Genomic DNA, 22,674 nt, shown 5'->3' with positions numbered 1-22,674 from the left:
AGTATGCTTAGACCTGTAAAAAGGAGCATTCATGTATCAGGTACTTGCGCGTAAATATCGTCCTCGTAATTTTAATGAATTGGTGGGACAAAACCATGTATCACGGGCATTGACCAGTGCTTTGGAACGTGGGCGTTTGCACCATGCTTATCTTTTTACGGGAACACGTGGTGTAGGTAAAACTACCATTGCGCGTATTTTGGCCAAATGCCTGAACTGTGAAACAGGCGTGACATCTACCCCATGTGAAGTGTGTCCGACCTGTACTGCGGTCAATGAAGGTCGTTTTATTGATTTAATCGAAATTGATGCGGCGTCACGTACTAAGGTTGAAGACACACGTGAGTTGCTCGATAACGTACCTTATGCACCGACTCAGGGACGTTTTAAGGTTTATCTGATTGACGAAGTGCACATGCTGTCTACGCATTCGTTCAATGCTTTGCTAAAAACTTTGGAAGAACCGCCTGAGCATGTGAAGTTTCTGTTTGCGACCACAGACCCACAAAAACTCCCTATTACTGTGATTTCGCGCTGTTTGCAATTTACTTTGCGTCCATTGCAGGTCGATGAAATTACCAGTCATTTAAAGGATATTTTAGCCAAAGAACAGATTGTTGCAGAGCAAGATGCAATTTGGCAGATTGCTGAATCTGCGCAAGGTTCTTTGCGTGATGCGATGTCTTTGACAGACCAAGCCATTGCTTATGGTCAGGGTGAAATTCATCATCAAGATGTCAAAGACATGCTGGGCTTGATTGATCGCACCATTATCTATGATTTGATTTTAGCGATTCATCAAAACCAACAGCAGCGTGTGAGTCAGTTGTTATTACAATTTAGACAGCAAGCTTTAGATGTGTCTTTGGTGTTGGATCAGTTAATTTCGACACTGCATGAATTGGCAATCATGCAATATCTGCCAGATTTAAACCTAAAATACAGTGCTGAAATTAATCAAAAAATTCAGCAGCTTGCGGGTCTGATCTCTGCACAAGATTTACAGTTGTATTATCAAATTGCTTGTAAAGGACGCGCCGATTTACAAATTGCCGTAACCCAAGAACAAGGCTTTGAAATGTGTGTACTGCGTTTACTGGCATTTCGACCTTTGCAAGCCAATGAAGTGTTGGTTGCTGCGCCACAAAATACTGCACAAACAGCGGCTTCCCAGCCAGTTGCTCAAATGGAGCAAACTCCACAAGCTGTGGCAACTCAAAATACAGCACAAGCGGAACAGCATGTAACTGAATTAGATGCGGTTGCAACACCTGATCTTGATGGATTTGACTATGAGGATGACGATTATTCAGATCACACCACGACACAAACCAGTGTTGCAGAACCTTCTTCAGATGATTTTTTAGATGAGGATGAGCCTGAAGCTTTAACACATCAAGATCAACAGTCGATTCAAGCGCAACAACCGACTCCGCAAGCGCTACACTCAACAGCTGCGATTTCACCAGAATCTATGTCAGAACCTGCAGTGAATGAAGAAACTGCAATACAGGCTGAGGATAAGCAATCTGAATCTATCGTGTTTGATCCAAATGCAGATGCACAATTGTTTGGTTTAGATGAAGATGCCTCATCGGTAAGCACTACATCTGATGTGCAAAGTCATGATGATTTTTTACTGGAAAGTTTTGATGCCGTTGCACCGTTAGGTGATCTTGCTGCATCAGCCGAAACATCGCTAGTTTCATCTACACTACAATCGAATAATGCTTCACCGTCAATTACACAAAATGTAAGTAATGCAGAAACCGCTTTATTTGATTTAGCAGCGACTGAAGTCGAACCGAATGTTGCCAGTGCGACAGCACAACCGCAGCAAACCATAGCATCTAATGCCGATGATCAATTAATGCCGCAGGATATTCTGCGTTTACAGCCGCAAGTTTTAGAAGGTGAGTGGACTTTAGACAAGTGGGAATATTGGTTTAGACACAGCGAGTTGTCACCTGCCGTGCAAGAATTGGCGCAGCATGGCGTAATGACGGGGCAGATTAATGCTGAATCGGTTTTTCATATTCCTGAGCAATATCAGCAGTTATTGACTCAACTGCAACATGCTTTAGAAAGTGCTTTAAAAGAACAGTGGAGTAAAACTCTGTTTAAAGTGCAATATGAAAATGTGGATGACACGACACCGTACATTTTGCAGCAACAGCGCAAACAACGCGCTTATCAACGGGCTGAAAATTTATTGCATCAAGAACCGATTGTGAAAGATATTTTGCAAAACTTTGATGGCGAATTACATAACATTCAGTTGAAATAACCTGTTGTTAGCTTTTGTTTGCAGAATTTTAAGGCTGGGTCAAACCAGCCTTATTTTTTGCTAAGCGCAAGCTGAATCTGTGCTTTTATATGGCTGTAATGCTTCGCGGATGGAGTCAGGAATCGGGCAGTTTTGGCGTGTAATTCGATCTACAAATACATGCACCACTTGTCCTTGTGCAGCGGCAAGATTTTGATTGTTTTTAAAAATTGCCAAATCATAAATTAAGGATGAGTTTCCAATTTTTTGAATAGCAACACCTACTTCAATCATTTCAGGATAGGACAATTCCTGCAAAAAATGACAGGTGGAATTGACCACTAAACCAATACAGGGTGATCGTTTGGGTTCAAAGCCTGCTTTTTGCATCAGTAGGGCATTGGCTGCGCTGTCAAAATAGCTGTAATAAGTGACATTATTGACATGTCCATACATATCGTTGTCTGCCCAGCGAGTTTGGATGGGAAAGAAAAAAGCGTATTGCTCACGGGTTTTGGTGTCAGGTTTCACAAGTTTACCTATATTTTTATCGACGTGGTGTCATGCTTTAATGGGTGGAAATCATCCCAAATAAATGTAGAAAGTTAAATACAGAACGTTAAGCGTAAATGTTAGGCATAAATGGCTTGGTAAATCTGTAACGCATCCTGCATTTGCATTGCTCTCGGGTTGTTTTGCAATAAACGGCTTTGCAGCATCGCATCTTCTGCCAGTTGTGGCAGCATGTTTTCTGCTATGCCTAGGGCATTGAGTTTTAACACCAAGCCACTTTGATCTAAATGATTTTGTAAATGATCAATAAACAAATCACATAATCCATCTGTGCAGCCTTTACTGCGTGGGTCTAACCAACACATCAGTTCTGCATAATACTGTTTGGCTGCAGGCGCATTAAATTTTAAAACTTCGGTTAGTACCAATGCATTGCTATGCCCATGTGAAATATGGAAATGTCCGCCTAAAGGATAGGCAAGCGCATGTACCGCAGCCACAGGAGCATTGGCAAAGGCTTGTCCTGCCAGCATTGAACCAAACAGCATGTTTTGCCGTGCTTGCATATTGCTGCCATCTTCAAGCACTAATTTTAAGTTTTGATCAAGTAAACGCAGCGCATGTTTTGCCAGAAAATCTGAATACGCATTTTTTTTGATTTTAGAAGTATAGGCTTCAATGGCATGTACCATCGCATCTATACCTGTGGCTGCGGTAATCTGTGCAGGTAGATGACGGGTAAAATTGGCATCTAAAATGGCAACATCGGCATATAAAATAGGAGAAACAATGCCTGTTTTACTGGTTGCACCTGTGGTGACAATGGAAATAGGTGTGACTTCTGAACCTGTGCCTGCTGTAGTGGAAACTAGAATGAGCGGTAAACGTGGTGCTTTCGCATTGCCGACACCGTACAAGTCTGACAGTTGTTGAGTTTGTGCAGGATGACTCAGCACGGCAATAATTTTGGCGACATCCATCGCACTACCCCCACCAAAACCTAATACAACATCAATATTTTGCTGTTTGGCAAAATCAACTGCTTCTAACACAATCTGTTCTGCGGGGTCGGCTTGCACATTCGAGTAAATGGCATAGTCCAGTTGCAGTTGCTTTAAAATTTCTAAAATAGGTTGATGTAATTGTTGTTGTAAAATGCCAGCATCGGTGACCAATAACAAACGCTTATAATTTTTTTCGGTTAAAACCGTTTTTAGTTCAGAAATTGAACCCAATCCAGAAATAATGTTGCCAACTGTTTGAAATTGAAAATGCTGCATCGTCTTTATTCCTAATTTTTATACTTAATTCAACATTATTGTAGGGTCGCGATATAGGATTCATATCATAAATAACTTAACATAAGACTCTTAAAAATAAAGTAGCTTTGAGGTTGTTTATGTCATCCAAAACGCCATATAAGGTGTTATGTGTTTGTTTGGGAAATATTTGCCGCTCTCCAACGGCAGAAATTGTACTTCGACATTTTTGTGATGAACAACAACTCAATGTGTTGGTAGATTCTGCTGGAACCAGTAATTATCATCCAGGCAAAGCCCCAGATTTACGCAGCCAAAAACATGCGTTCAAACGTGGTTATGACTTATCTACATTGCGCGCGCGTCAGTTACGTATACAAGACTTTGTCGAGTTTGATTTGATTTTGGCGATGGATTTTGAAAACTTAAGCAATATTCAATCTTTAATGCGCCGTGCTGAAGCTGAACTGGGCAGTTTGCGCGCTGAAATAGCCTTAATGAGCGAACACGATCCGCATTATACGCAGCAAGAATTACCCGATCCATATTATGGCGAAGCCGATGGTTTTGAGCGGGTGCTCGATCAATGCGAGTCGAGTAGTCGCGCATGGGTGAAAGTTTTACAACAACAATTTGAATTGAAGGTTTAAGTCATGCACATTCACTACAACATGCAACTCAAACCTTTCAATACGCTCAATTTAGATGCAACTGCGTCGCATTATGTCAAAATTGAAAATATTCAAGATGTACAGGATGCTTTGGCATTTGCCCAGAAAGAACAATTAAATGTGCTGATTTTATCGGGTGGTAGCAATATGTTATTGCCTGAACATATTCATGCCTTGGTCATGCACATGGATATTCAGGGCATCGAAAAATGCGCTGAAGATGATGCAAGTGTCACCCTAAAAGTTGGGGCAGGACAAGTCTGGCATGAGTTTGTGTTGTGGAGTACGGAACAAAAGTTATATGGTCTGCAAAATCTGGCTTTAATTCCAGGTTTGGTCGGCGCTTCACCTGTGCAAAATATTGGTGCTTATGGCGTTGAAGTCGGTGAGTTTATTGAATCTGTGCAGGTCTATGATCGTGAATGCCAACAATTCAGCTCAATTGTTGCTGCAGATTGTCAGTTTGCCTATCGACACAGTATTTTTAAAGATCATCCCAACCGTTACATCATTACCCATGTGACTTTTAAACTGTTAAAACAGGCTGCGTTAAAATTAAATTATGGCGACTTAAAAGCTGCTGTAGGCGATGAGCAAACTGCTGAAAATCTGCAGCAACAAGTCATTCAAATTCGCCAAAGTAAGCTGCCTAATCCTGCAGAATATCCAAATGTAGGTAGTTTCTTTAAAAATCCTGTGATTTCGACTCAGCAATTTGACCAAATTGCAGCACAATTTCCAAATTTACCCCATTACCCACAGCCGAATGCGCAAGTTAAAATTGCAGCAGGCTGGTTGATTGATCAAGCTGGCTGGAAGGGAAAACAACTGGGTGTGGTGGGTATGTTTCATAAACAAGCGTTGGTTTTAGTCAATTATGCCGATGCCACTTTGGCAGATGTGCAACACACCTATCGTGCTGTGCAGCAAGATGTTTTGAGTCGTTTTGGTATTTCACTAGAACCTGAACCTGTGTTATTTGATGAAACAGGTTTGATTCGTGCACATCAACCGGTAGGTTAAGTGAAGATGAAACAGAATCATTGGATGCTCAGATTGGTACAAATTGCTGCCGTGCTATTTGTATTGTTTGCAGCGTTCATGATTTTTATCTATTCACCTTTTTATTCTACTTTGGTGGTCAAAACGCTGAACACTTTGGTACCTGTAGAAGTGAATCAAGTGGCAGCAAAAAGTCAGCAAATGGCGGCTTTTAGTGATCAAGACAGCTTGGAACCCGGTTCAGATTTATGGATTGCCCGACAAGCTTATTTGAAGCTGATGGAGCAAGAGATTCAATCTGAAAATTCGAAAAATTTAACTTTAATTCAGGCTCGTTATAAAGCCTTACAAGCGCTTATTTTAGAAGAACAAACGCAAAAAAAATTAGCATCTGAGCAAGAGTTGCCGCAAGTCCCATTGTTGGTGTCTAATGCAGCTTCTGAAGCAGTTGTAGAAGACCCATCCGAAAATGTAAAAGCCTTGCTCAATTTGGATAGTCATGAAAATCAGGTACTCATGGAACAATACTTGGAGTTTTTAAGCACTCATAAAATTGCCGAAACCGAAAGTGAGCCTGTAGATGAAGAAATCTTTAAAGATATTGCTTTAATTCAGCAACAAAATATTCCAAAAATACCTGCAAACTCTAAACCTTATGCGATTGTGGTTTTAGGTGGTGGCTTAACTTTAGATGATAATGGCAAAGATATTGTGGTCAATGACTACACACGTTTACGTTTAGAAACGACCCTAGCGGTGGTAAAACAATATCAATTGCCGATTGTACTGAGTGGTGTAGAAGCACCTTATATGCAGCGTTGGTTAAAAAAATATGATGTCGAAGCAAAATTATTAGAAGATCGCAGCATGAATACTTGTGAAAATTCACGTTTTAGTTCTTTATTATTACAAAAAAAAGGGGGGGCGCCGACAGTGATTTTGATTACAGACCGTTATCACATGCCACGCACCCGCCGTTTATTTGCTTTAAATGGAATTGAAACGATTCCTGTCGAAGCTCCAATGCCGACTCAACTGACCGCATGGCGTCCAAGTGAACAAAACTATGATCACAGCCGCCGTGCCAATTATGAAATGCTTGCCGCCATTCGGGATGTCTTGATTGGTTCTAGCGCATGTCGCGAGGTGCCATAATGCCTGATATTCCATTTTTAAACCCAAGCGTGTTGAAGCAATTAGATTTGCCAGTGCCGAGTAGGGAAACCACACCACAAATTCTACAACCTTTAAATTTGAATCGTGGTTTTGAACCGAGTGTTGAGTTACAAGCCTATCGACAGCTATATGGTTTTCATTTGTTGGACTGTGAACATTGGCAAGGCTATGTGCAAATGCCGTTGTTTAAATTGCATGTGCAAATTTTTCAACCCGATTTAAGCAAAACCAAATTTGATCAGGTGCAGGGCACGGTATTTCTACTGCATGGCTATTTGGAACATAGCGGGATTTATCAACCTATCGTCAAAGAATTATTAGAGCAGGGCTTTAGTGTTTTGACTTATGATTTGCCCGGACATGGATTGAGTGATGGTTATCCTGCCAACATCAAAAATTTTGATCATTATCAGCAAGTATTACATGCGGTTTATCAATATGTAAAAAATGCCGATCAATTGCCAAAACCGTGGTTGGGCATTGGGCAAAGTACAGGTGGTGCAATTTGGATGCATCACTTGTTGGAATTTGCTCAGCGCCGTGAAAATCCATTTGTAGAGCGTGTGTTGTTGTTATCGCCTTTGATTCGTCCTGCAAAATCGGCATGGTGGCATAACTCTGTTGGTTTGGGCATTATCCGTCGGATTAAGCGTGAAGTGCCGCGACATTTCCGACGCAATAATCATAATCCTGAATTTTTACGCTTTGTGCGTTTAAAAGACCCGCTGCAACCTAGAATGATGGGCATGGATTGGATTTTAGCCATGTCTAAATGGATGTTGGAGATGGAAGAACGTCCAGCTTGCCGTATTCCTGTTTGGTTGGCACAAGGGGCGCAAGATCAAACCGTAGATTGGCGCTACAACATTGAGTTTATTCGGCGTAAATTCCGCCTGCAAACCTTACTCATGTTAGAAGAAGGCTCGCATCAATTAATCAATGAACGTGCGGATATTCGTGCGGCTTTAACAGGGCTGATTCCTGCATTTTTACATGCACATAGCTCTAAGACTTATTATTAATTTATCAACCATCTTTTAAATACGGCTCTACATTTGCTTTGATGCTGTTCTCGGCATCAAAGCATATTTATGCTGCGCTGCTCATTAAAATGTGAAGCGATTTCTAAAATAAAATAGTACTTCACATTTATTTTTTATTTCATGCTCGAGTTTCATGTTTCAGTGCTATGCTCATGTTTATAAAATAAGCTAAATTTGAAAAACTCCTTAATTCTAGGGATAGTGTTTACATCAAAACGATTGATATATTTACAAACATAATCAAGGGGATGAATGATGGCAGAAATGGAAGCGATATTACCCGTACCGGTTTTAATTGTTGAAGATGAGCCTATTATTCAGTCACGTCTTAGAAAAATTTTGCATGATATTGGCTATCAAGATGACATGCTATTTTTCGTGAGTCATCTTAAAGCTGCAATGACGTGTATAGAAGATCATCCGATTGCTTTAGCTTTAGTCGATTTAGGCTTGCCCGATGGCAATGGTAAAGAACTAATCGAACAATTACATTTTAGAGATCCAAGCGCATTAATTTTGGTGATTTCTGCATGGAGCACCCAAGACAGCTTATTTTCTGCAATTCAAGCAGGTGCAACAGGCTATGTGCTTAAAGAACGTGATGATGCTGAAATTATTATCGCAATACGCAGTATTTTAAGAGGTGGTGCACCGATAGACCCATTTATCGCCCGTGAAATTTTATCGCAAATTTCACATCAAAAAGTACCCGTGCTGACCGAAGATTTATCAGATCGCGCCGATGCTCAAGCATTCAACTCACATTATGAACAGCTCACCAATCGTGAATTAGAAATTTTAAATCTGGTGGCGCAGGGCTTAAGTAACCGTGAAATTGCTGAGCAATTATTTGTGTCGCGTTATACCGTTGAAAGTCATATTAAACATATCTATCGGAAGTTGTCGGTCACTAAACGCACTAAGGCTGTCAGTACCGCTAGAACTTTAGGTCTTTTATGATTCAAAGGCTTTGGCAGTGTGGTTTGGGCGTGTTGTTATTGTTCTGTGCGTGGCAAAGCTATGCGCAGCAAGTGGTGTACCCAATTAATCAGTACTGCAATGTGCATGTACTTTCAATCAGCTCTGCCAAAACAGCATCACATAATAAAAAACCTGAAACGGGTTGGGAAAATGTTCAACTGCCCGACGTTTGGGATGATCGCTGGAAAAATTATAATGGTGGGGCGTGGTACAAAATAGAGTGGGAGTGGTTTTGTGAGCGTGATCATCGTTTAAATCAACCCATCGTTTTTGCACTGAATTTTTTAAATAGTGCAGGGGCAGTTTATCTGAATCAAGATTTACTTTGGGCAAGTCAACATTTAGAAGAGCCTTTGTCAAAAAACTGGAATATGCCACGTTACTGGATTTTACCTATTTCAGGCTTAAAACAAGGTAAAAATCAAATATTGGTCTATGTAAATGGATATGCATTTCAAAATGCGGGTATAGGAAAAATAAGTTTTAATAATGTGCATAACAATATTGAACAGCACCAGCAAAGTATATGGAATAAACGTACTTTATTTGAAATTAATGCGATTTTATCTGCCACTTTAGGCATTTTATGTTTGGTTATTTGGCTGTTTTTACGCCGTGATCAGAGTTTTGGTTGGTTCGCGTTGAGTTGCATGTTCTGGTTATTATTTATTTCTCATTTTTTAACCACAGAAACCTTTCCATACCCAAGTGTATTGGTGGCATCTCAAGCCAATTTAAGCTTTTTTATCCTCTATGTTTTAGCTTTTAGTCTGTATTTAATTAGGTTTGTCAATCAACGCTTGCCAATATTGGAAGAAAGTATTTTTATTCTGAGTTTAGCGGTAATCGTTTGTGTGTTTTTAACACCCTTAGATTATGTCAAACTGGTATTTGGGATTGTCTTTTTAAGTTATGCCAGCTTACTAGTCGTGGTTTATTTTTATTTGGCGTATTTAGCGTATAAATCCCCAAAAACAGAAGTATATCTGCTGCTATTTTGTTTAACCTTGATTGGCTTTTTTGCGGGTGTAGATGTATTTCGTTTAAGTAATGCGGCAACGGCAAGTTTATATCAGCCATTATCACCGTATACCTCGCCAGTAATTACTTTATTTATTGCGATTATTTTAGGCATACGCCTAAAAAGAAATATTCAAAAAATTGAGAAATTTAATCAAGATTTAGAGCTTAAAGTTTTTGAAGTCAGTGATGATTTAAAACGCAGTATGTCAGAAAAGCATTATTTAGAATTGGAAAATGTGCGTTTGCAAGAGCGGATTCATCTATCGCATGATTTGCATGATGGTTTGGGTGCATCTTTGGTACGTTCCATGATTATGGTCGACCAAAGCGAACAGAACATGAGTAATCAGCAGTTCTTATCTATGCTGAAATTACTGCGTGATGATTTACGTCAAATTATTGATAGTGGTTCTTCCATTGGTTCTAAAGTGCCTGAAAATCCTAAAATTTGGGTTGCGCCAGTACGTCATCGTTTTAGTCAATTGATGGATGAAATGGATATTCATTCCAAGTGGGATTTTCCAAATGAATGGGTGATTGAGCCGAATTCGTTACAGTGCTTAACTTTGATGCGGGTATTAGAAGAAAGTTTAACCAATGTGATTAAACACAGCCAAGCCAAGCATGTATCCGTCAGTATGCAATTTGTACCGCCTAAGCAATTGGTACTTAAAATTCAGGATGATGGTGTAGGTTTTGAAGCCAATAGCGTGCTTGAACATGGCATGAGTATTGGGATGCGCAGTATGAAAATGCGTTTAGAACGGGTTGGAGGGCAATTAAAATTAAATTCGACACCTGGCTATACGTTAATTCAGGCAGTTTTAACTTTAGATCCCGCTTATCTAAATTCCCCAAGATGAATTGATCATCTTGAGGGGGCTGAAACGAATATTTTAAGCGTCTTCAGCAGGTAACAACATTAAAATGGATTCATTGAGCAGTTGTACCAAATCTTCCAAAATATTTGCGTCGTAAAGGTTTTCATCGAGCAGCACGCGTTCACCATTGGCAATTTTTTGCAGCGTAGGGATAGATGCTTCTGCGACACAAATCGCTTCACCATTCGCCCAAAATAAAACTTCATCTAGCTGATTTGCATAAAGTAGGCGAGAGGCGGGTTCCAACATGATTTGATAACCCTGATCTAGCGCATCTTCTAAATCGCCTACACCTATTTCATCTACTTCAGGAATATTTTCAGGATATTTCGGTTCAGACATTAAGCTTAAAATCGCATCATCCAACACCGATGAGTTTTGTAAACGCGCCCACAATTCTGCTTTCAGATAATCCAATTCTGTCGCAGTCATTTCGCCAATTTGGGTACTTTTTTTACGAACAAGGTCTTGTAGTGGCGTGCGTAACATTTCATCGGCAGAGAATTTATCGCTCACTCGATCCATCATTTCACTAATATTCGGCATGCGGAAACCGAACGAGAACGTCAGACAATCATCTTCCGCCACGCCATAATGTGCCAAACCCGGTGGCACATAGAGTAAATCGCCAGGTGCAAGAACTTCATCAAAATTGACCTGCATTTCAGGCAATAATTTTAACGGTTGTCCTGCGACAAATTCAGTTTCAGCATCACACATTTGCCCAAGTTGCCAACGACGATATCCATAGCCTTGTAGCAAAAACACATCGTAGAAATCAAAATGCTGACCTACAGAGCCGCCTTTAGGGGCATAAGACACCATTATGTCATCACGTCGCCATTGCGGAATAAAAGGAAATTTTTTCCAAAGTTCAGCGAGATCAAAAGAGTAATGATCAACGGCTTGTACCAATAGCGTCCACAACTTTGGCATTTTTTGAAAATCAGCCTTAATGAGCGGTGATGATTTCACAGTCCATTGATTTGGATCACGATCTTTTTGTTTGATTAAACGGGCAGTCACATCTTCTTCGAGAGCCAGTTCCATCACGTCACTAGGTTCAAGTAGGTTGGCAATTTCTGGGAGTGCATTGCGTACCAAAAGTGGTTTTTTTTGCCAATATTCACTTAGGAATTGTTCTGCGGTAATTCCGCCCAAAACATCTAAAGGTTGCGACATAAAATAGCCTAAGCAAGTTTTATCAATAATCTCAATATTGTCTGATTTGTCGCTGCAAAGGGCAAGGTGATTTATAGTCTTTATAAATATTCACGGCTGTTAAATTACACAGTTTTAAACTTAAGGAACCTGAATATTCAGCATTCTTAACATGCGGCATAACTGAATCATCGGCAGACCCATCAAGGTAGTTTGGTCATTGCCTTGCATGGCTTCAAACAGACTAATACCTAAACCTTCGCACATAAAACTACCTGCACAGTGTAGCGGTTGTTCCTTTGCAACATATCGTGCAATTTCATTGTCAGTTAAGCTGCGGAATTTAACTGTGTAGTGTTCTACAACCGTTTGTTCAAAGCCTGTAGATTGCTGCTGCACACTCAGCGCAGTGCTGAAATAAACCGTTTGACCTGAATTGGCTTGTAATTGTTGTATAGCTTTTTCTGAAGTGAGCGGTTTACCTATAAAAATATCTGGCTGCTGTTCACGCCATGCCACTTGATCTGAACCAATCACAATTGCATCAGGATATTGCTGCGCAATACAGTGTGCTTTTTCAAAAGCCAAGCGTCGCGCCAAATTATCTGCATGCAATTCACCCTGTGCAGATTCATCAATATCAGGTGAAATTGACTTATACGCCAAATGCAGACGATTCATCAATTGCTGACGAGTTTGACTGCCAGACGCTAAAATAATTTCAGGATGTTGCATCAGATCATCACACCGCATAATCCATCAAAATATCTAAAGGCACATAAGACAATACTGACTGATGACAGGCTTGAATTTTAATTGGTGGTGCTTGACCTGCCTGATAGGCTTCAACCCAACGGGTGACGCAAATACACCAGAAATCACCCGGTTGTAAGCCGTTAAAACCAACTTCTGGTACTGGCGTGATTAAATCATTGCCAATTTTTTGCGAGAAATTTAAAAAATCAGAGGTCATTTGTGCACAAACGGTGTGCTGACCTAAATCGGTTGGGGCGGTATGACAAAAACCGTTACGAAAATATCCAGTAATAGGATCAAAGCAACAACTGGCGAGAGATTCGCCCAAAACATTTAAACGATTGATATTTGGATCAGGATGAATAGACATAAGTGCGAGAAAGATGGTGGCTTTTCTCTATCATAATCAAAACTTTTGCTTTAAACAGCAATTCTACAAAAGTTGCTAACCTTTTTCTGCATAATCATTTAAAATCGTGGCGTTTTGATATCAATAAAGTGAGCTATACATGAACTTTCAGCGTATGACTGACCTCGATTTAGCAGGTAAGCGTGTCCTTATTCGTGAAGATTTAAACGTACCTGTTAAAAATGGTGTGATCACCAGCGATGCACGTTTACGTGCGGCATTGCCAACGATTCAAGCTGCTGTTGCCAAAGGTGCAGCAGTGATGGTGTATTCTCACTTAGGTCGTCCTGTTGAAGGTGAGCCAAAAGCTGAACAATCTTTAGCACCTGTAGCTGCGTATTTAACCCAAGCATTAGGTCAAGATGTTCAACTGATCACTGACTATTTAGATGGTGTAGACGTTGCTCCTGGTCAAGTCGTTTTATTGGAAAACTGCCGTTTTAACCACGGTGAAAAGAAAAACAACCCAGAACTTGCCGCTAAATATGCAGCATTGTGTGATGTATTTGTGATGGATGCATTTGGTACCGCGCACCGTGCAGAAGCCTCTACTGAAGGCGTTGCACGTTTAGCACCAGTGGCAGCAGCAGGCCCATTATTGGCTGCGGAATTAGATGCTTTGGGTCGTGCCTTAAAAACACCTGAAAAACCAATGGTGGCGATTGTTGCAGGTTCTAAAGTATCGACTAAGTTAGATGTATTGACTTCATTGTCTGATATTTGCGATCAATTAATTGTAGGCGGTGGTATTGCCAATACTTTCCTTGCTGCAGCAGGCTATAACGTGGGCAAATCATTATGTGAAAATGATTTGATTGACACTGCCAAAGCAATTGCCGCAAAAGTTTCTGTACCACTGCCAACCGATGTTGTAGTTGCAGATGCCGCTGAAATTAATTTTGAAGATTTCTTGGGTTCATTGGCAGCAGCGAAAGCAACTGTGAAAAAAGTTGAAGATGTTGCAGACAACGATATGATTTTAGACGTAGGCCCAGAAACTGCAAAAGCATTTGCTGAAATTTTAAAAACTTCAAAAACAATTCTTTGGAATGGCCCAGTGGGTGTATTTGAAGTTGATCAATTTGGTGAAGGTACGAAAGCACTTTCATTGGCGATTGCAGAATCTGCAGGTTTCTCTATTGCAGGCGGTGGTGACACTTTAGCTGCAATTGACAAGTATGAAGTTGCAGACAAAATCGGCTATATCTCTACAGGTGGAGGTGCATTCCTTGAATTTGTAGAAGGTAAAACCTTACCTGCAGTTGCGGTATTATTAGAACGCGCTTAAATCTAGAAAATTTATCAATAATTTTTAAAAAGGTTGACTTCGGTCAACTTTTTTATATTTATGTCATGCCGTAGTCATCAAAATGTCATAAATATGCAATAAACTGTAGTAAATGAATGACCTAACTGTAGGAAATGACGATGATTCAAAAACTAACACTTGCTGCTTTAATTGCTGCATCTTTAGCCTTGACTGCTTGTGCAAAAAAAGAAAGCGCACCTGCGACTGAAACTGATGCATCTTCTGCAGTTGTAGATAACGCTCAAGTTACACCAGAACAACAAGCTGCAATCGACGCAATTGACCAACCAATCTTGGATGAAGGCAACACCGATATTTCTGAAGACGTTGCAAATGCACCTGCTGACGTTGCGACTGCAGACACAGAAGTTGCTGCTTCTGAAGCGCAATAAGTGCTGAAAAACGACAAATTGTAGTAATTTGTTTAAAAGTCCCTGCTTTTGCAGGGACTTTTTTTTGAAAAAGGCGATTTGTTGCTGAATTGAAACAAATCACAGGGTAGAATAACCAACATTATTTGGGAGGATATTATGGCTCTTATTTCATTGCGCCAGCTCTTGGATCATGCCGGTGAACATGCTTACGGCGTTCCAGCGTTTAACGTCAACAACTTAGAACAAATGCGCGCAATTATGTTAGCCGCAGATGCAACCAATTCACCTGTAATTGTTCAAGCTTCGGCAGGTGCGCGTAAATATGCAGGTGCGCCATTCTTGCGTCACCTGATTTTGGCTGCAATTGAAGAGTGGCCACATATTCCAGTGGTTATGCACCAAGACCATGGTACAAGCCCTGATGTATGTCAGCGTTCGATCCAACTAGGCTTTTCATCAGTAATGATGGATGGTTCTTTGGGTGAAGATGGTAAAACACCAACGTCGTATGAATACAACGTCGAAGTGACGCGTCGTACTGTGCAAATGGCGCATGCGTGTGGTGTATCGGTTGAAGGTGAGATTGGCTGTTTAGGTAGTCTTGAAACAGGTATGGCAGGTGAAGAAGATGGCGTGGGCGCAGAAGGCGTACTTGACCACTCTCAATTGTTAACATCTGTTGAAGAAGCACGTAGCTTCGTTGCAGATACTAATGTGGATGCTTTAGCGATTGCTGTTGGTACTTCGCACGGTGCATACAAGTTTACTCGTCCACCTACAGGCGATATTCTTGCAATTGACCGTATTAAAGAAATTCATGCTGCGTTGCCAAATACACACCTTGTAATGCACGGCTCTAGCTCTGTACCACAAGAATGGTTGGCGGTGATTAACCAATACGGCGGTGACATCAAAGAAACTTATGGTGTACCTGTTGAGCAATTGGTTGAAGCAATTAAGCATGGTGTGCGTAAAATCAACATCGATACAGATTTACGTTTAGCTTCTACTGGTGCAATGCGCCGTATGATGGCAGAACAACCAAGCGAATTTGACCCACGTAAATTCTTCGCAAAAACTGTAGATGCAATGAAACAAATTTGTATAGACCGTTATGAAGCATTTGGTACTGCAGGTAATGCAGACAAAATTCGCCCAATTTCTTTAGAGAAAATGGTTGAACGTTACAAATAATTCTTAATTTAATTAAGAACTCGAAAGCCCACAGTCCTTGTGGGCTTTTTACTGATGAGTCCACAACTTCCAATCAAGAACAAAAACAATCCTCGAGCGTGTCATGGAACTGATTGTAGCCGCAGCCTTTTGTAGTGTACTGGTCTCTATTTTATTAAAAGTCTGCAAAACGCAGGGTTTTAACCCCATGCAGATGATTACATGGAATTATGTCAGTGCCAGTGTGTTGTGTTTTTACTGGTTTAAACCCAACTTGGGCACGATCTCAATCCAACATACGCCGTGGTGGCTCATTATTAGTTTGGGTGTGTTGTTGCCCAGTGTCTTTTTAGCATTAGCAAAATCGTTGGACAGCGCAGGTATTTTAAAAACTGAAATTGCACAGCGTTTGTCAGTGGTTTTGTCTTTAGCAGCCGCTTATTTTATTTTTCAGGAAAATTTTAGCCAACTGAAAATTGTGGGAATCGCGCTTGGGATTATCGCGGTCTTATGCATTTTGTATTCGCATCGTGCTGCAGTGCAGTCTGCTAAAGCGCAACAAGGCATCTTATATTTGAGCTGTGTTTGGTTGGGTTATGCACTGATTGATGTTTTGCTTAAATACACCACAGGTTTAGGACTGCAATTTGCAGTTGCACTGAATTTGATGTTTGTATGTGCTTTTGTTTTGGCGATGGCTTATATCTTAATCCGCGATAAAAGCATGGGCAGTATGCAAAATATCAGTGCAGGTTTAATTTTGGGTGCACTGAATTTTGCCAATATTGCCTTGTATGTCAAAGCTCACATGCTGCTCAAAGACAGCCCTGCAGTGGTATTTGCAGGGATGAATATTTTAGTGGTGCTATTTGGCGTGATCAGTGGTGTATTGTTCTTTAAAGAAAAGCTGAAAAGCACGACCACTATTGGGCTAGGCTTGGCATTGCTTAGTGTGCTTTGCCTCGCTTATGCCATGACGGTTTAAGATAACTCAACATAAAGCGAAAAGGATGTCGCAATAAATCTGCAGTTTCTGCAAGACCATGCAGCATTGTGGTTCTATCGCAGATCGGGCAGCGCAAGGTTGGATAGCTTGGTTTGGCTTGATATAAATACAGTTTTTTACAACGTCGGCATTCTAGTTTTAGCGGCATTAAATTGAGCATCATACACCTCATTTTTATTTTTGATAGAGATTGAGTACAGATTGCAAATATAGATAAAGCAAAATTCAGACCAAAAAATAGGGACAAATTTTGTCCCTAGTGTTATCGCATGTTTGTTTTACAGTTGCGTGAAAATCTCACGTTTATCAAGGCGTGATTTTGGCAGTTTGGCATTAAAATCTTGTTCACTACGATAGCCTAAACACAATAAAACCGAAGGAATCAGTCCTTGCTCAGTTAGTTGCAGTTCTTGAGTTAAAATTGCTTCATCAAAACCACCAATTGGCGTTGCGTCAATTCCTTCAATGCCTGCAGCCAAAAGCATTTGTCCGAGTGCAATAAAGGTTTGATTTTCTGCCCAACGCTGAATATCGCCTTTTTCATTGCGGTAGTAATCGACATAACCTGTGCGGCTGTCTTTCTGACCTTGTTTAGCGGCTTCATCTTTAAAGCGTCCACTAGCAGCATCCTGATTAAGCAGGTTTTCTAAATGTAATTCGCTAATGTCAGCTTTGGTGCAAAATAGAATGGTATGCGAAGCATCTAAAACTTTAGGGGCGTTATAGGCGTACTTTCCAACTAAAGCTTTAGCAATACGTTGTTTGGCTTCAGGGCGATCTGCAATAAAAAAATGCCACGGCTGAATATTAATGGAAGATGGTGCTAAACGCAGAATTTCTAATAAACGCTCAAATTGTTCTGCAGGAATAGTGCGACTCGCATCATAGGCTTTGGTCGTATAACGAGTTTGTGCAACGTTGAGCAAATCCATGAATCATCTCCATTTAAAGACTATATTTGGGGCAGGTGTGCGCCAAAAGCTTAACATGCCTCGCTATGCTAACGGAATGAATCCATGTGCTATTTATGCGGTTAAGATGAGATGAGCACGACATAAACATCTTTAAACTTAGTGTTAAATTCAATCATGCAAGACGTTTTCACTATTGGTTGTTTATAGCAAATAGGCGTTAAATATAAACTTGAGCATGGTGCATCCCAAAGGTGTATGGATGGAATATATCAATTATTTTAAGCGTAAATTAAAAACTCAGCAGCAAATTGGCTTATGGGTAGGTTTAGCAGATGCGTATGGTACTGAAATTGCTGCCAATGCAGGCTATGACTGGCTTTTAATTGATGGGGAACATGCACCGAGTGATTTAAGAACCACTTTGTCACAATTACAAAGTATTGCGGCTTATCCCTCTCAAGCGGTGGTGCGCCCGCCGATTGGCAGTGTGCAACTCATTAAACAACTGTTGGATATTGGCGTACAAACTTTGCTGATTCCTATGGTTGAAAGCGTTGAACACGCTGAGTTGATGGTCAAAGCGGTACGTTATCCACCTGAAGGTATTCGCGGCGTAGGCGCAGCTTTAGCACGTGCAACTCGCTGGAACAGTATTCCAAATTATTACGCGACAGCGCATGAAAATATTTGTTTGCTCATTCAAATTGAATCGGTCACAGGTTTAGAAAATCTGGATGCTATTTTACAAGTCGATGGGATTGATGGGGTGTTTATTGGTGCGGTGGATTTATCTGCCACGATGGGTTATGAAGGCAATCCGAACCATCCAGAAGTACAAGCCGCTGTGGTCGATGCGATTCAACGGATTCGTGCAGCAGGCAAAGCAGCAGGGATTTTATCGACCCAACATGAAGTGACACAAAAGTATTTGGATTTAGGCACAGAATTTGTGGCAGTTGGGGTAGATACCAGTGTGTTGATGACTTCGCTGCGTGAGTTGTTGGCTAAATATAAAGCTGATGCCGAAGTGATTAAAACGGAAGGTGGGTATTAATCTGCTAGCTGAAGAGATTTTGGCTAAAGAGGTTTTAGTTAGCTATGTTTAGCTAAGTACCTTTAGTGTTGTATCTATTATTTTTATGTAAAGATGTTGCGCTTAATAGTTCCAATGACTCAGTTGCCAAGTTGCTAAGGCTTGATTTGGTTCAACTACTAAAATTTGTGCAGCATCTGCGCGCCAATCGCCTAATACAATTCTAGGTTTGCCGTGTTCATTGTGAATATTTGGACGATGCGTATGCCCATGAATTAACACATCTGCATGCTGCAAGGCTTGTGACACAGCATCTGCATTTACGTCCATGACGTCATAACTTTTGACTTGATTGGCTTGCTGACTTTTTTTGCGGAAACCTTGTGCAAGTTTTTGCCGAAAAGCCAAAGGTGTTTTCTTTAAAATCCCTAAAATGATGGGATTGCGAATGATTTTACGGAATTTTTGATAGGACACATCATCGGTACACAGTGCATCGCCATGTTCTAAACGTACCTGTTGAGAACCAATATGCAGCGTGTACACATCGGGCAGGAGTTGTCCTGAAAATTGATCTAGAAATTTCTGACCTAAAGCGAAATCACGATTGCCGACAATAAAGTAAATTTGATTACCTGCTTGGCTAAATTGCTTTAGACGTGTAACAACTTCATCGAGCCACGCTGCGGTGTAATCATCACCAATCCATGCATTAAACCAGTCGCCTAAAATATACAGTTGGGTGTTTTTATTTTGATAAGCATCTAGCAAATCTAAAAACCCCCGAACAAGTCGAGGGTGATTTGGTGACAAGTGTAAATCTGCGATAAACAGATAGGTCACGAATTATTCCTTGGAATCTCCCTCAATCCCTCTTTTAAAAGAGGGAATTCTCCTCCCTAAACGAATTTTAAAGCACAGCTTTAAAATGATGTGTGTAAGGGAGGTCGGGTAGGATTCTTATTCAGCAATGATTTTTGCAGATTCAATCACCACATTTTCTAGTGGAACATCTGCGTGATAACCACGGTTGCCAGTACGCACGCCTTTAATAGCATCTACAACGTCCATACCTTCAACAACTTTACCAAACACGGCATAACCCCAACCTTGTGCAGTTTTGCCTGTGTGGTTCAAGAAAGAGTTATTTTTTACGTTAATGAAGAACTGTGCAGAAGCAGAGTGAGGTGCTTGGGTACGAGCCATTGCAATTGTACCAACATCGTTGCTTAAGCCGTTGTCAGCTTCGTTTTCAATCGCATCACGTGTTGCTTTTTCTTTGAAGTTTTCATCCATGCCACCGCCTTGGATCATGAAACCATCAATAACACGGTGGAAAATTACGCCGTCATAAAAACCATCACGAACGTATTCTAAGAAGTTAGCAACTGTAATTGGTGCTTTTTCAGCGTTCAATTCTAAAACAATACGACCTTTATTGGTGTTTAATTCGACTTGAGGAAAACTCATTGTGTAATCTCCTAAACATGGACACGAATGCCATGGGTTTTTTGGTTGAGAGAAGCATAAGCAAACTGTAAACTACAAGGCAAGTAAAAACGTTATTTTCTTTGTTAAAAACAAGGAAAAGCGTTCTAATGGGTGATGTATGCTTCACTACTGAAGTTTCTGTAACCTAGTTTATCCAATTTTATTTTAGAAGTGATTTTATTGCTATGAAGCCAAATGATGTTGTTGCATCTCTGCCAAACACCCCGACACCAAGTTCAAATGCCTCTGTCGATGCTGTGCAGCAAGAACAACAGCCGGGCTTGGACTTTATACGTCAAGTCATTACCGATGATATTGCGGCGGGTCGCACTCAGCAGGTGGTGACACGTTTTCCACCTGAGCCGAATGGTTATTTGCATATTGGTCACGTGAAAGCAATTTGCTTGAACTTTGGCATCGCACAAGAATATCAAGGGGTGTGTAACTTACGTTTTGATGACACCAACCCAGATGCAGAAGAACAAGAATATGTTGATGGTATTGCCAATGACGTGAAATGGCTGGGTTTTGAGTGGAATGGCGAACCACGCTATGCATCAAGCTATTTCGATCAATTATATACATGGGCAATTCAGCTGATCGAACAAGGCGATGCTTATGTCGATTTGCAAACCCCTGATGAGATTAAGCTCAATCGTGGTTCTTTTGTAGAGCCGGGTAAAAATTCGCCATATCGTGATACGCCAGTAGCAGAAAACTTGGCTTTATTTGAAAAAATGCGCAATGGTGAATTAGGCGAAGGTCAGGCAGTACTCCGTGCCAAAATTGATATGGCTTCACCAAACGTACACATGCGTGATCCGATTTTGTATCGTGTTTTACATTCATCGCATCACCAAACGGGCGATAAATGGAAAATGTACCCAATGTATGATTATGCGCATCCATTATCAGATGCCATTGAAGGCATTACTCATTCACTATGTACTTTAGAATTCCAAGACCATCGTCCATTCTATGATTGGGTGGTGGAAAAGGTGAAATCCGAGGCTGTGCCGCGTCAGTATGAATCTAGCCGTTTGAATATTGATTACACCATCACATCTAAGCGTAAATTGCGTAAATTGGTTGAAGGCGGTTTTGTGAATGGTTGGGATGACCCACGTATGCCAACAGTGGTAGGTATGCGTCGTCGTGGCTTTACACCAGAAGGTTTGCGTGATTTCTGTAAGCGTGTAGGTGTGTCTAAGTCGGATGGTATTGTGGATGTTGCAATGCTTGAATATTGCATCCGTCAATCTTTGGAAAATACTGCAGCACGTGGTATGGCGGTGTTAAATCCACTTAAAGTGACTTTGACTAACTTGCCAGAAGCATTAGATTTGGTCCATGCACGTCATCCAAATGTAGATATGGGTGAACGTATCATTCCACTGACTTCTGAAATTTACATTGACCGTAAAGACTTTGAAGAAGTGCCGCCTAAAGGCTTTAAGCGTTTAGTGCCTGAAGGAGAAGTACGTTTACGTCATGCTTATGTAATCAAGTGTGATGAAGTGATTAAAGATGCTAACGGCGAAGTCATTGAGCTGAAATGTTCAATTGACCCTGAAACTTTGGGCAAAAACCCAGAAGGTCGTAAAGTAAAAGGCGTGATTCACTGGGTCTCTGCAAGTAAAGGCGTTGCGGCAGAAGTTCGCTTATATGATCGCTTATTTACCGAATCTGACCCAGAAGTGGGCGATGATTTCTTGGCGAATCTAAACCCTGAATCATTGACGGTGGTACAAGCCATTGTTGAACCTGCATTGGCAAAAGCACAACCTGAAGATCGTTTCCAATTTGAACGAGAAGGTTATTTTGTTGCAGATCAGTATGATCACAGTGAGGAAAAACCAGTGTTTAACCGTATTTTAGACTTAAAAGACAGCTTTAAGCCAGGCAAGTAACACCTTATTTAGCTTTTAGCTTGCAACTTAAAAGCCCAACTTGATCAATTCAGGTTGGGCTTTTGATTTTGTCTATTTAACCCCAGTTACGGATAAGCCAAAGATTTAATCACATGAATTTTAGGCTTATTCTTTTGGCAAAGTTGATACGCACATAGTGAAGAAAATACGCCTGCTAAAAAACCAGCAATCGAATGATGTTTACTCGTAACTAAGTGATATTTTTCTTTCAATAATCCTATCAATGTTTCAATTCTTTTACGTTGTCGTAGATGAAATTCATCAGAAAATGGCAATAAGGTCACTCTCATATTTTTTCTTGG

The 22,674-nt window shown here is 40.7% G+C and carries 22 protein-coding genes and 1 pseudogene; 13 read left to right on the top strand and 10 right to left on the bottom strand.

The features are described from left to right. Positions 1-31 precede the first annotated feature (31 nt). Positions 32-2,287, top strand: a complete 2,256-nt coding sequence (gene dnaX, locus FTU70_RS12625) for a DNA polymerase III subunit gamma/tau (protein ID WP_179988632.1) — start codon at positions 32-34, stop codon at positions 2,285-2,287. Between the two features lie 60 nt (positions 2,288-2,347). On the opposite strand, the gene FTU70_RS12620 is transcribed toward dnaX, so the two are convergent. Together FTU70_RS12620 and FTU70_RS12615 are read right to left on the bottom strand one after the other, a co-directional pair. Beyond that, on the bottom strand, positions 2,348-2,797 hold the full coding sequence (locus FTU70_RS12620; RefSeq protein WP_004973275.1) for a thioesterase family protein: 450 nt from the start codon (positions 2,795-2,797) through the stop codon (positions 2,348-2,350). Between the two features lie 101 nt (positions 2,798-2,898). Further along, the gene (locus tag FTU70_RS12615) at positions 2,899-4,059 is read right to left on the bottom strand and encodes an iron-containing alcohol dehydrogenase (RefSeq protein WP_004973276.1); all 1,161 of its coding nucleotides are present in this window, start codon (positions 4,057-4,059) and stop codon (positions 2,899-2,901) included. Positions 4,060-4,178: 119 nt separating this feature from the next. Here FTU70_RS12615 and FTU70_RS12610 point away from each other — a divergent pair, with 119 nt between their 5' ends. From FTU70_RS12610 to FTU70_RS12585, 6 genes are all read left to right on the top strand, one after another. Then, on the top strand, positions 4,179-4,688 hold the full coding sequence (locus FTU70_RS12610; protein WP_004973278.1) for a low molecular weight protein-tyrosine-phosphatase: 510 nt from the start codon (positions 4,179-4,181) through the stop codon (positions 4,686-4,688). 3 nt (positions 4,689-4,691) lie between these two features. Continuing rightward, positions 4,692-5,732, top strand: a complete 1,041-nt coding sequence (gene murB, locus FTU70_RS12605; RefSeq protein ID WP_004973280.1) for a UDP-N-acetylmuramate dehydrogenase — start codon at positions 4,692-4,694, stop codon at positions 5,730-5,732. A gap of 6 nt (positions 5,733-5,738) precedes the next feature. Beyond that, the gene (locus tag FTU70_RS12600; RefSeq protein WP_154320702.1) at positions 5,739-6,866 is read left to right on the top strand and encodes a YdcF family protein; all 1,128 of its coding nucleotides are present in this window, start codon (positions 5,739-5,741) and stop codon (positions 6,864-6,866) included. Then, positions 6,866-7,909, top strand: a complete 1,044-nt coding sequence (locus tag FTU70_RS12595) for an alpha/beta hydrolase (protein WP_096900878.1) — start codon at positions 6,866-6,868, stop codon at positions 7,907-7,909. The genes FTU70_RS12600 and FTU70_RS12595 overlap by 1 nt, the downstream gene beginning before the upstream one ends. 276 nt (positions 7,910-8,185) lie before the next feature. After that, positions 8,186-8,890 carry a response regulator transcription factor gene (locus FTU70_RS12590; protein ID WP_004973283.1) on the top strand — a complete coding sequence of 235 codons (705 nt, stop codon included), beginning with the start codon at positions 8,186-8,188 and terminating at the stop codon, positions 8,888-8,890. After that, positions 8,887-10,797, top strand: a complete 1,911-nt coding sequence (locus FTU70_RS12585; protein ID WP_167846047.1) for an ATP-binding protein — start codon at positions 8,887-8,889, stop codon at positions 10,795-10,797. Before FTU70_RS12590 ends, FTU70_RS12585 begins: the two co-directional genes overlap by 4 nt. Before the next feature lie 33 nt (positions 10,798-10,830). Here the strand turns inward: FTU70_RS12585 and FTU70_RS12580 are convergent, their stop codons facing one another. The 3 genes from FTU70_RS12580 to FTU70_RS12570 form a co-directional block, all read right to left on the bottom strand. Continuing rightward, on the bottom strand, positions 10,831-11,997 hold the full coding sequence (locus FTU70_RS12580) for a cupin domain-containing protein (protein WP_178865734.1): 1,167 nt from the start codon (positions 11,995-11,997) through the stop codon (positions 10,831-10,833). Positions 11,998-12,117: 120 nt separating this feature from the next. Further along, on the bottom strand, positions 12,118-12,711 hold the full coding sequence (locus tag FTU70_RS12575; protein WP_026438423.1) for a nucleoside triphosphate pyrophosphatase: 594 nt from the start codon (positions 12,709-12,711) through the stop codon (positions 12,118-12,120). Between the two features lie 7 nt (positions 12,712-12,718). Then, the gene (locus FTU70_RS12570; protein WP_004973294.1) at positions 12,719-13,102 is read right to left on the bottom strand and encodes a DUF2237 family protein; all 384 of its coding nucleotides are present in this window, start codon (positions 13,100-13,102) and stop codon (positions 12,719-12,721) included. Positions 13,103-13,241: 139 nt separating this feature from the next. Here FTU70_RS12570 and FTU70_RS12565 point away from each other — a divergent pair, with 139 nt between their 5' ends. From FTU70_RS12565 to FTU70_RS12550, 4 genes are all read left to right on the top strand, one after another. Continuing rightward, the gene (locus FTU70_RS12565) at positions 13,242-14,429 is read left to right on the top strand and encodes a phosphoglycerate kinase (protein ID WP_004973295.1); all 1,188 of its coding nucleotides are present in this window, start codon (positions 13,242-13,244) and stop codon (positions 14,427-14,429) included. A 140-nt stretch (positions 14,430-14,569) separates the two neighbouring features. Continuing rightward, positions 14,570-14,842, top strand: coding sequence for a hypothetical protein (locus FTU70_RS12560; RefSeq protein ID WP_167846046.1), 273 nt, complete (start codon positions 14,570-14,572; stop codon positions 14,840-14,842). A gap of 138 nt (positions 14,843-14,980) precedes the next feature. Continuing rightward, positions 14,981-16,018, top strand: coding sequence for a class II fructose-bisphosphate aldolase (fba, locus tag FTU70_RS12555; RefSeq protein ID WP_004973298.1), 1,038 nt, complete (start codon positions 14,981-14,983; stop codon positions 16,016-16,018). A 103-nt stretch (positions 16,019-16,121) separates the two neighbouring features. Beyond that, positions 16,122-16,982: a DMT family transporter gene (locus FTU70_RS12550; protein ID WP_154320705.1), complete on the top strand. Its 861-nt coding sequence runs from the start codon at positions 16,122-16,124 to the stop codon at positions 16,980-16,982. Here the strand turns inward: FTU70_RS12550 and FTU70_RS12545 are convergent. Both FTU70_RS12545 and nfsB read right to left on the bottom strand, forming a co-directional pair. Beyond that, the gene (locus FTU70_RS12545) at positions 16,945-17,166 is read right to left on the bottom strand and encodes a hypothetical protein (protein WP_081402487.1); all 222 of its coding nucleotides are present in this window, start codon (positions 17,164-17,166) and stop codon (positions 16,945-16,947) included. The two genes, FTU70_RS12550 and FTU70_RS12545, sit on opposite strands and share 38 nt — an antisense overlap. 115 nt (positions 17,167-17,281) lie before the next feature. Continuing rightward, entirely contained in the window at positions 17,282-17,935 is a 654-nt protein-coding gene (gene nfsB / locus FTU70_RS12540) for an oxygen-insensitive NAD(P)H nitroreductase (RefSeq protein ID WP_004973304.1), read from the bottom strand. 241 nt (positions 17,936-18,176) lie between these two features. Here nfsB and hpaI point away from each other — a divergent pair, with 241 nt between their 5' ends. Beyond that, positions 18,177-18,971, top strand: coding sequence for a 4-hydroxy-2-oxoheptanedioate aldolase (hpaI, locus tag FTU70_RS12535; RefSeq protein ID WP_096900940.1), 795 nt, complete (start codon positions 18,177-18,179; stop codon positions 18,969-18,971). 102 nt (positions 18,972-19,073) lie between these two features. Here hpaI and FTU70_RS12530 read toward each other — a convergent pair whose 3' ends face one another. Together FTU70_RS12530 and FTU70_RS12525 are read right to left on the bottom strand one after the other, a co-directional pair. Beyond that, positions 19,074-19,793 (bottom strand): UDP-2,3-diacylglucosamine diphosphatase, encoded by a 720-nt coding sequence (locus FTU70_RS12530; RefSeq protein ID WP_179991095.1) that lies wholly within the window; start codon positions 19,791-19,793, stop codon positions 19,074-19,076. 117 nt (positions 19,794-19,910) lie between these two features. Next, on the bottom strand, positions 19,911-20,420 hold the full coding sequence (locus tag FTU70_RS12525) for a peptidylprolyl isomerase (RefSeq protein ID WP_004973310.1): 510 nt from the start codon (positions 20,418-20,420) through the stop codon (positions 19,911-19,913). Between the two features lie 206 nt (positions 20,421-20,626). Here FTU70_RS12525 and FTU70_RS12520 point away from each other — a divergent pair, with 206 nt between their 5' ends. After that, on the top strand, positions 20,627-22,351 hold the full coding sequence (locus FTU70_RS12520) for a glutamine--tRNA ligase/YqeY domain fusion protein (RefSeq protein ID WP_179995384.1): 1,725 nt from the start codon (positions 20,627-20,629) through the stop codon (positions 22,349-22,351). Between the two features lie 86 nt (positions 22,352-22,437). On the opposite strand, the pseudogene FTU70_RS12515 reads toward FTU70_RS12520, so the two are convergent. Next, positions 22,438-22,674 (bottom strand): annotated as a pseudogene (locus FTU70_RS12515) (IS982 family transposase); the annotation flags it as partial.

The organism is Acinetobacter sp. YH12135, assembly GCF_013418565.1.
Classification (GTDB): domain Bacteria; phylum Pseudomonadota; class Gammaproteobacteria; order Pseudomonadales; family Moraxellaceae; genus Acinetobacter; species Acinetobacter towneri.
The sequence above is the reverse complement of the archived record's forward strand: the minus strand, read 5'-3'. Positions and strand labels throughout refer to the sequence as shown.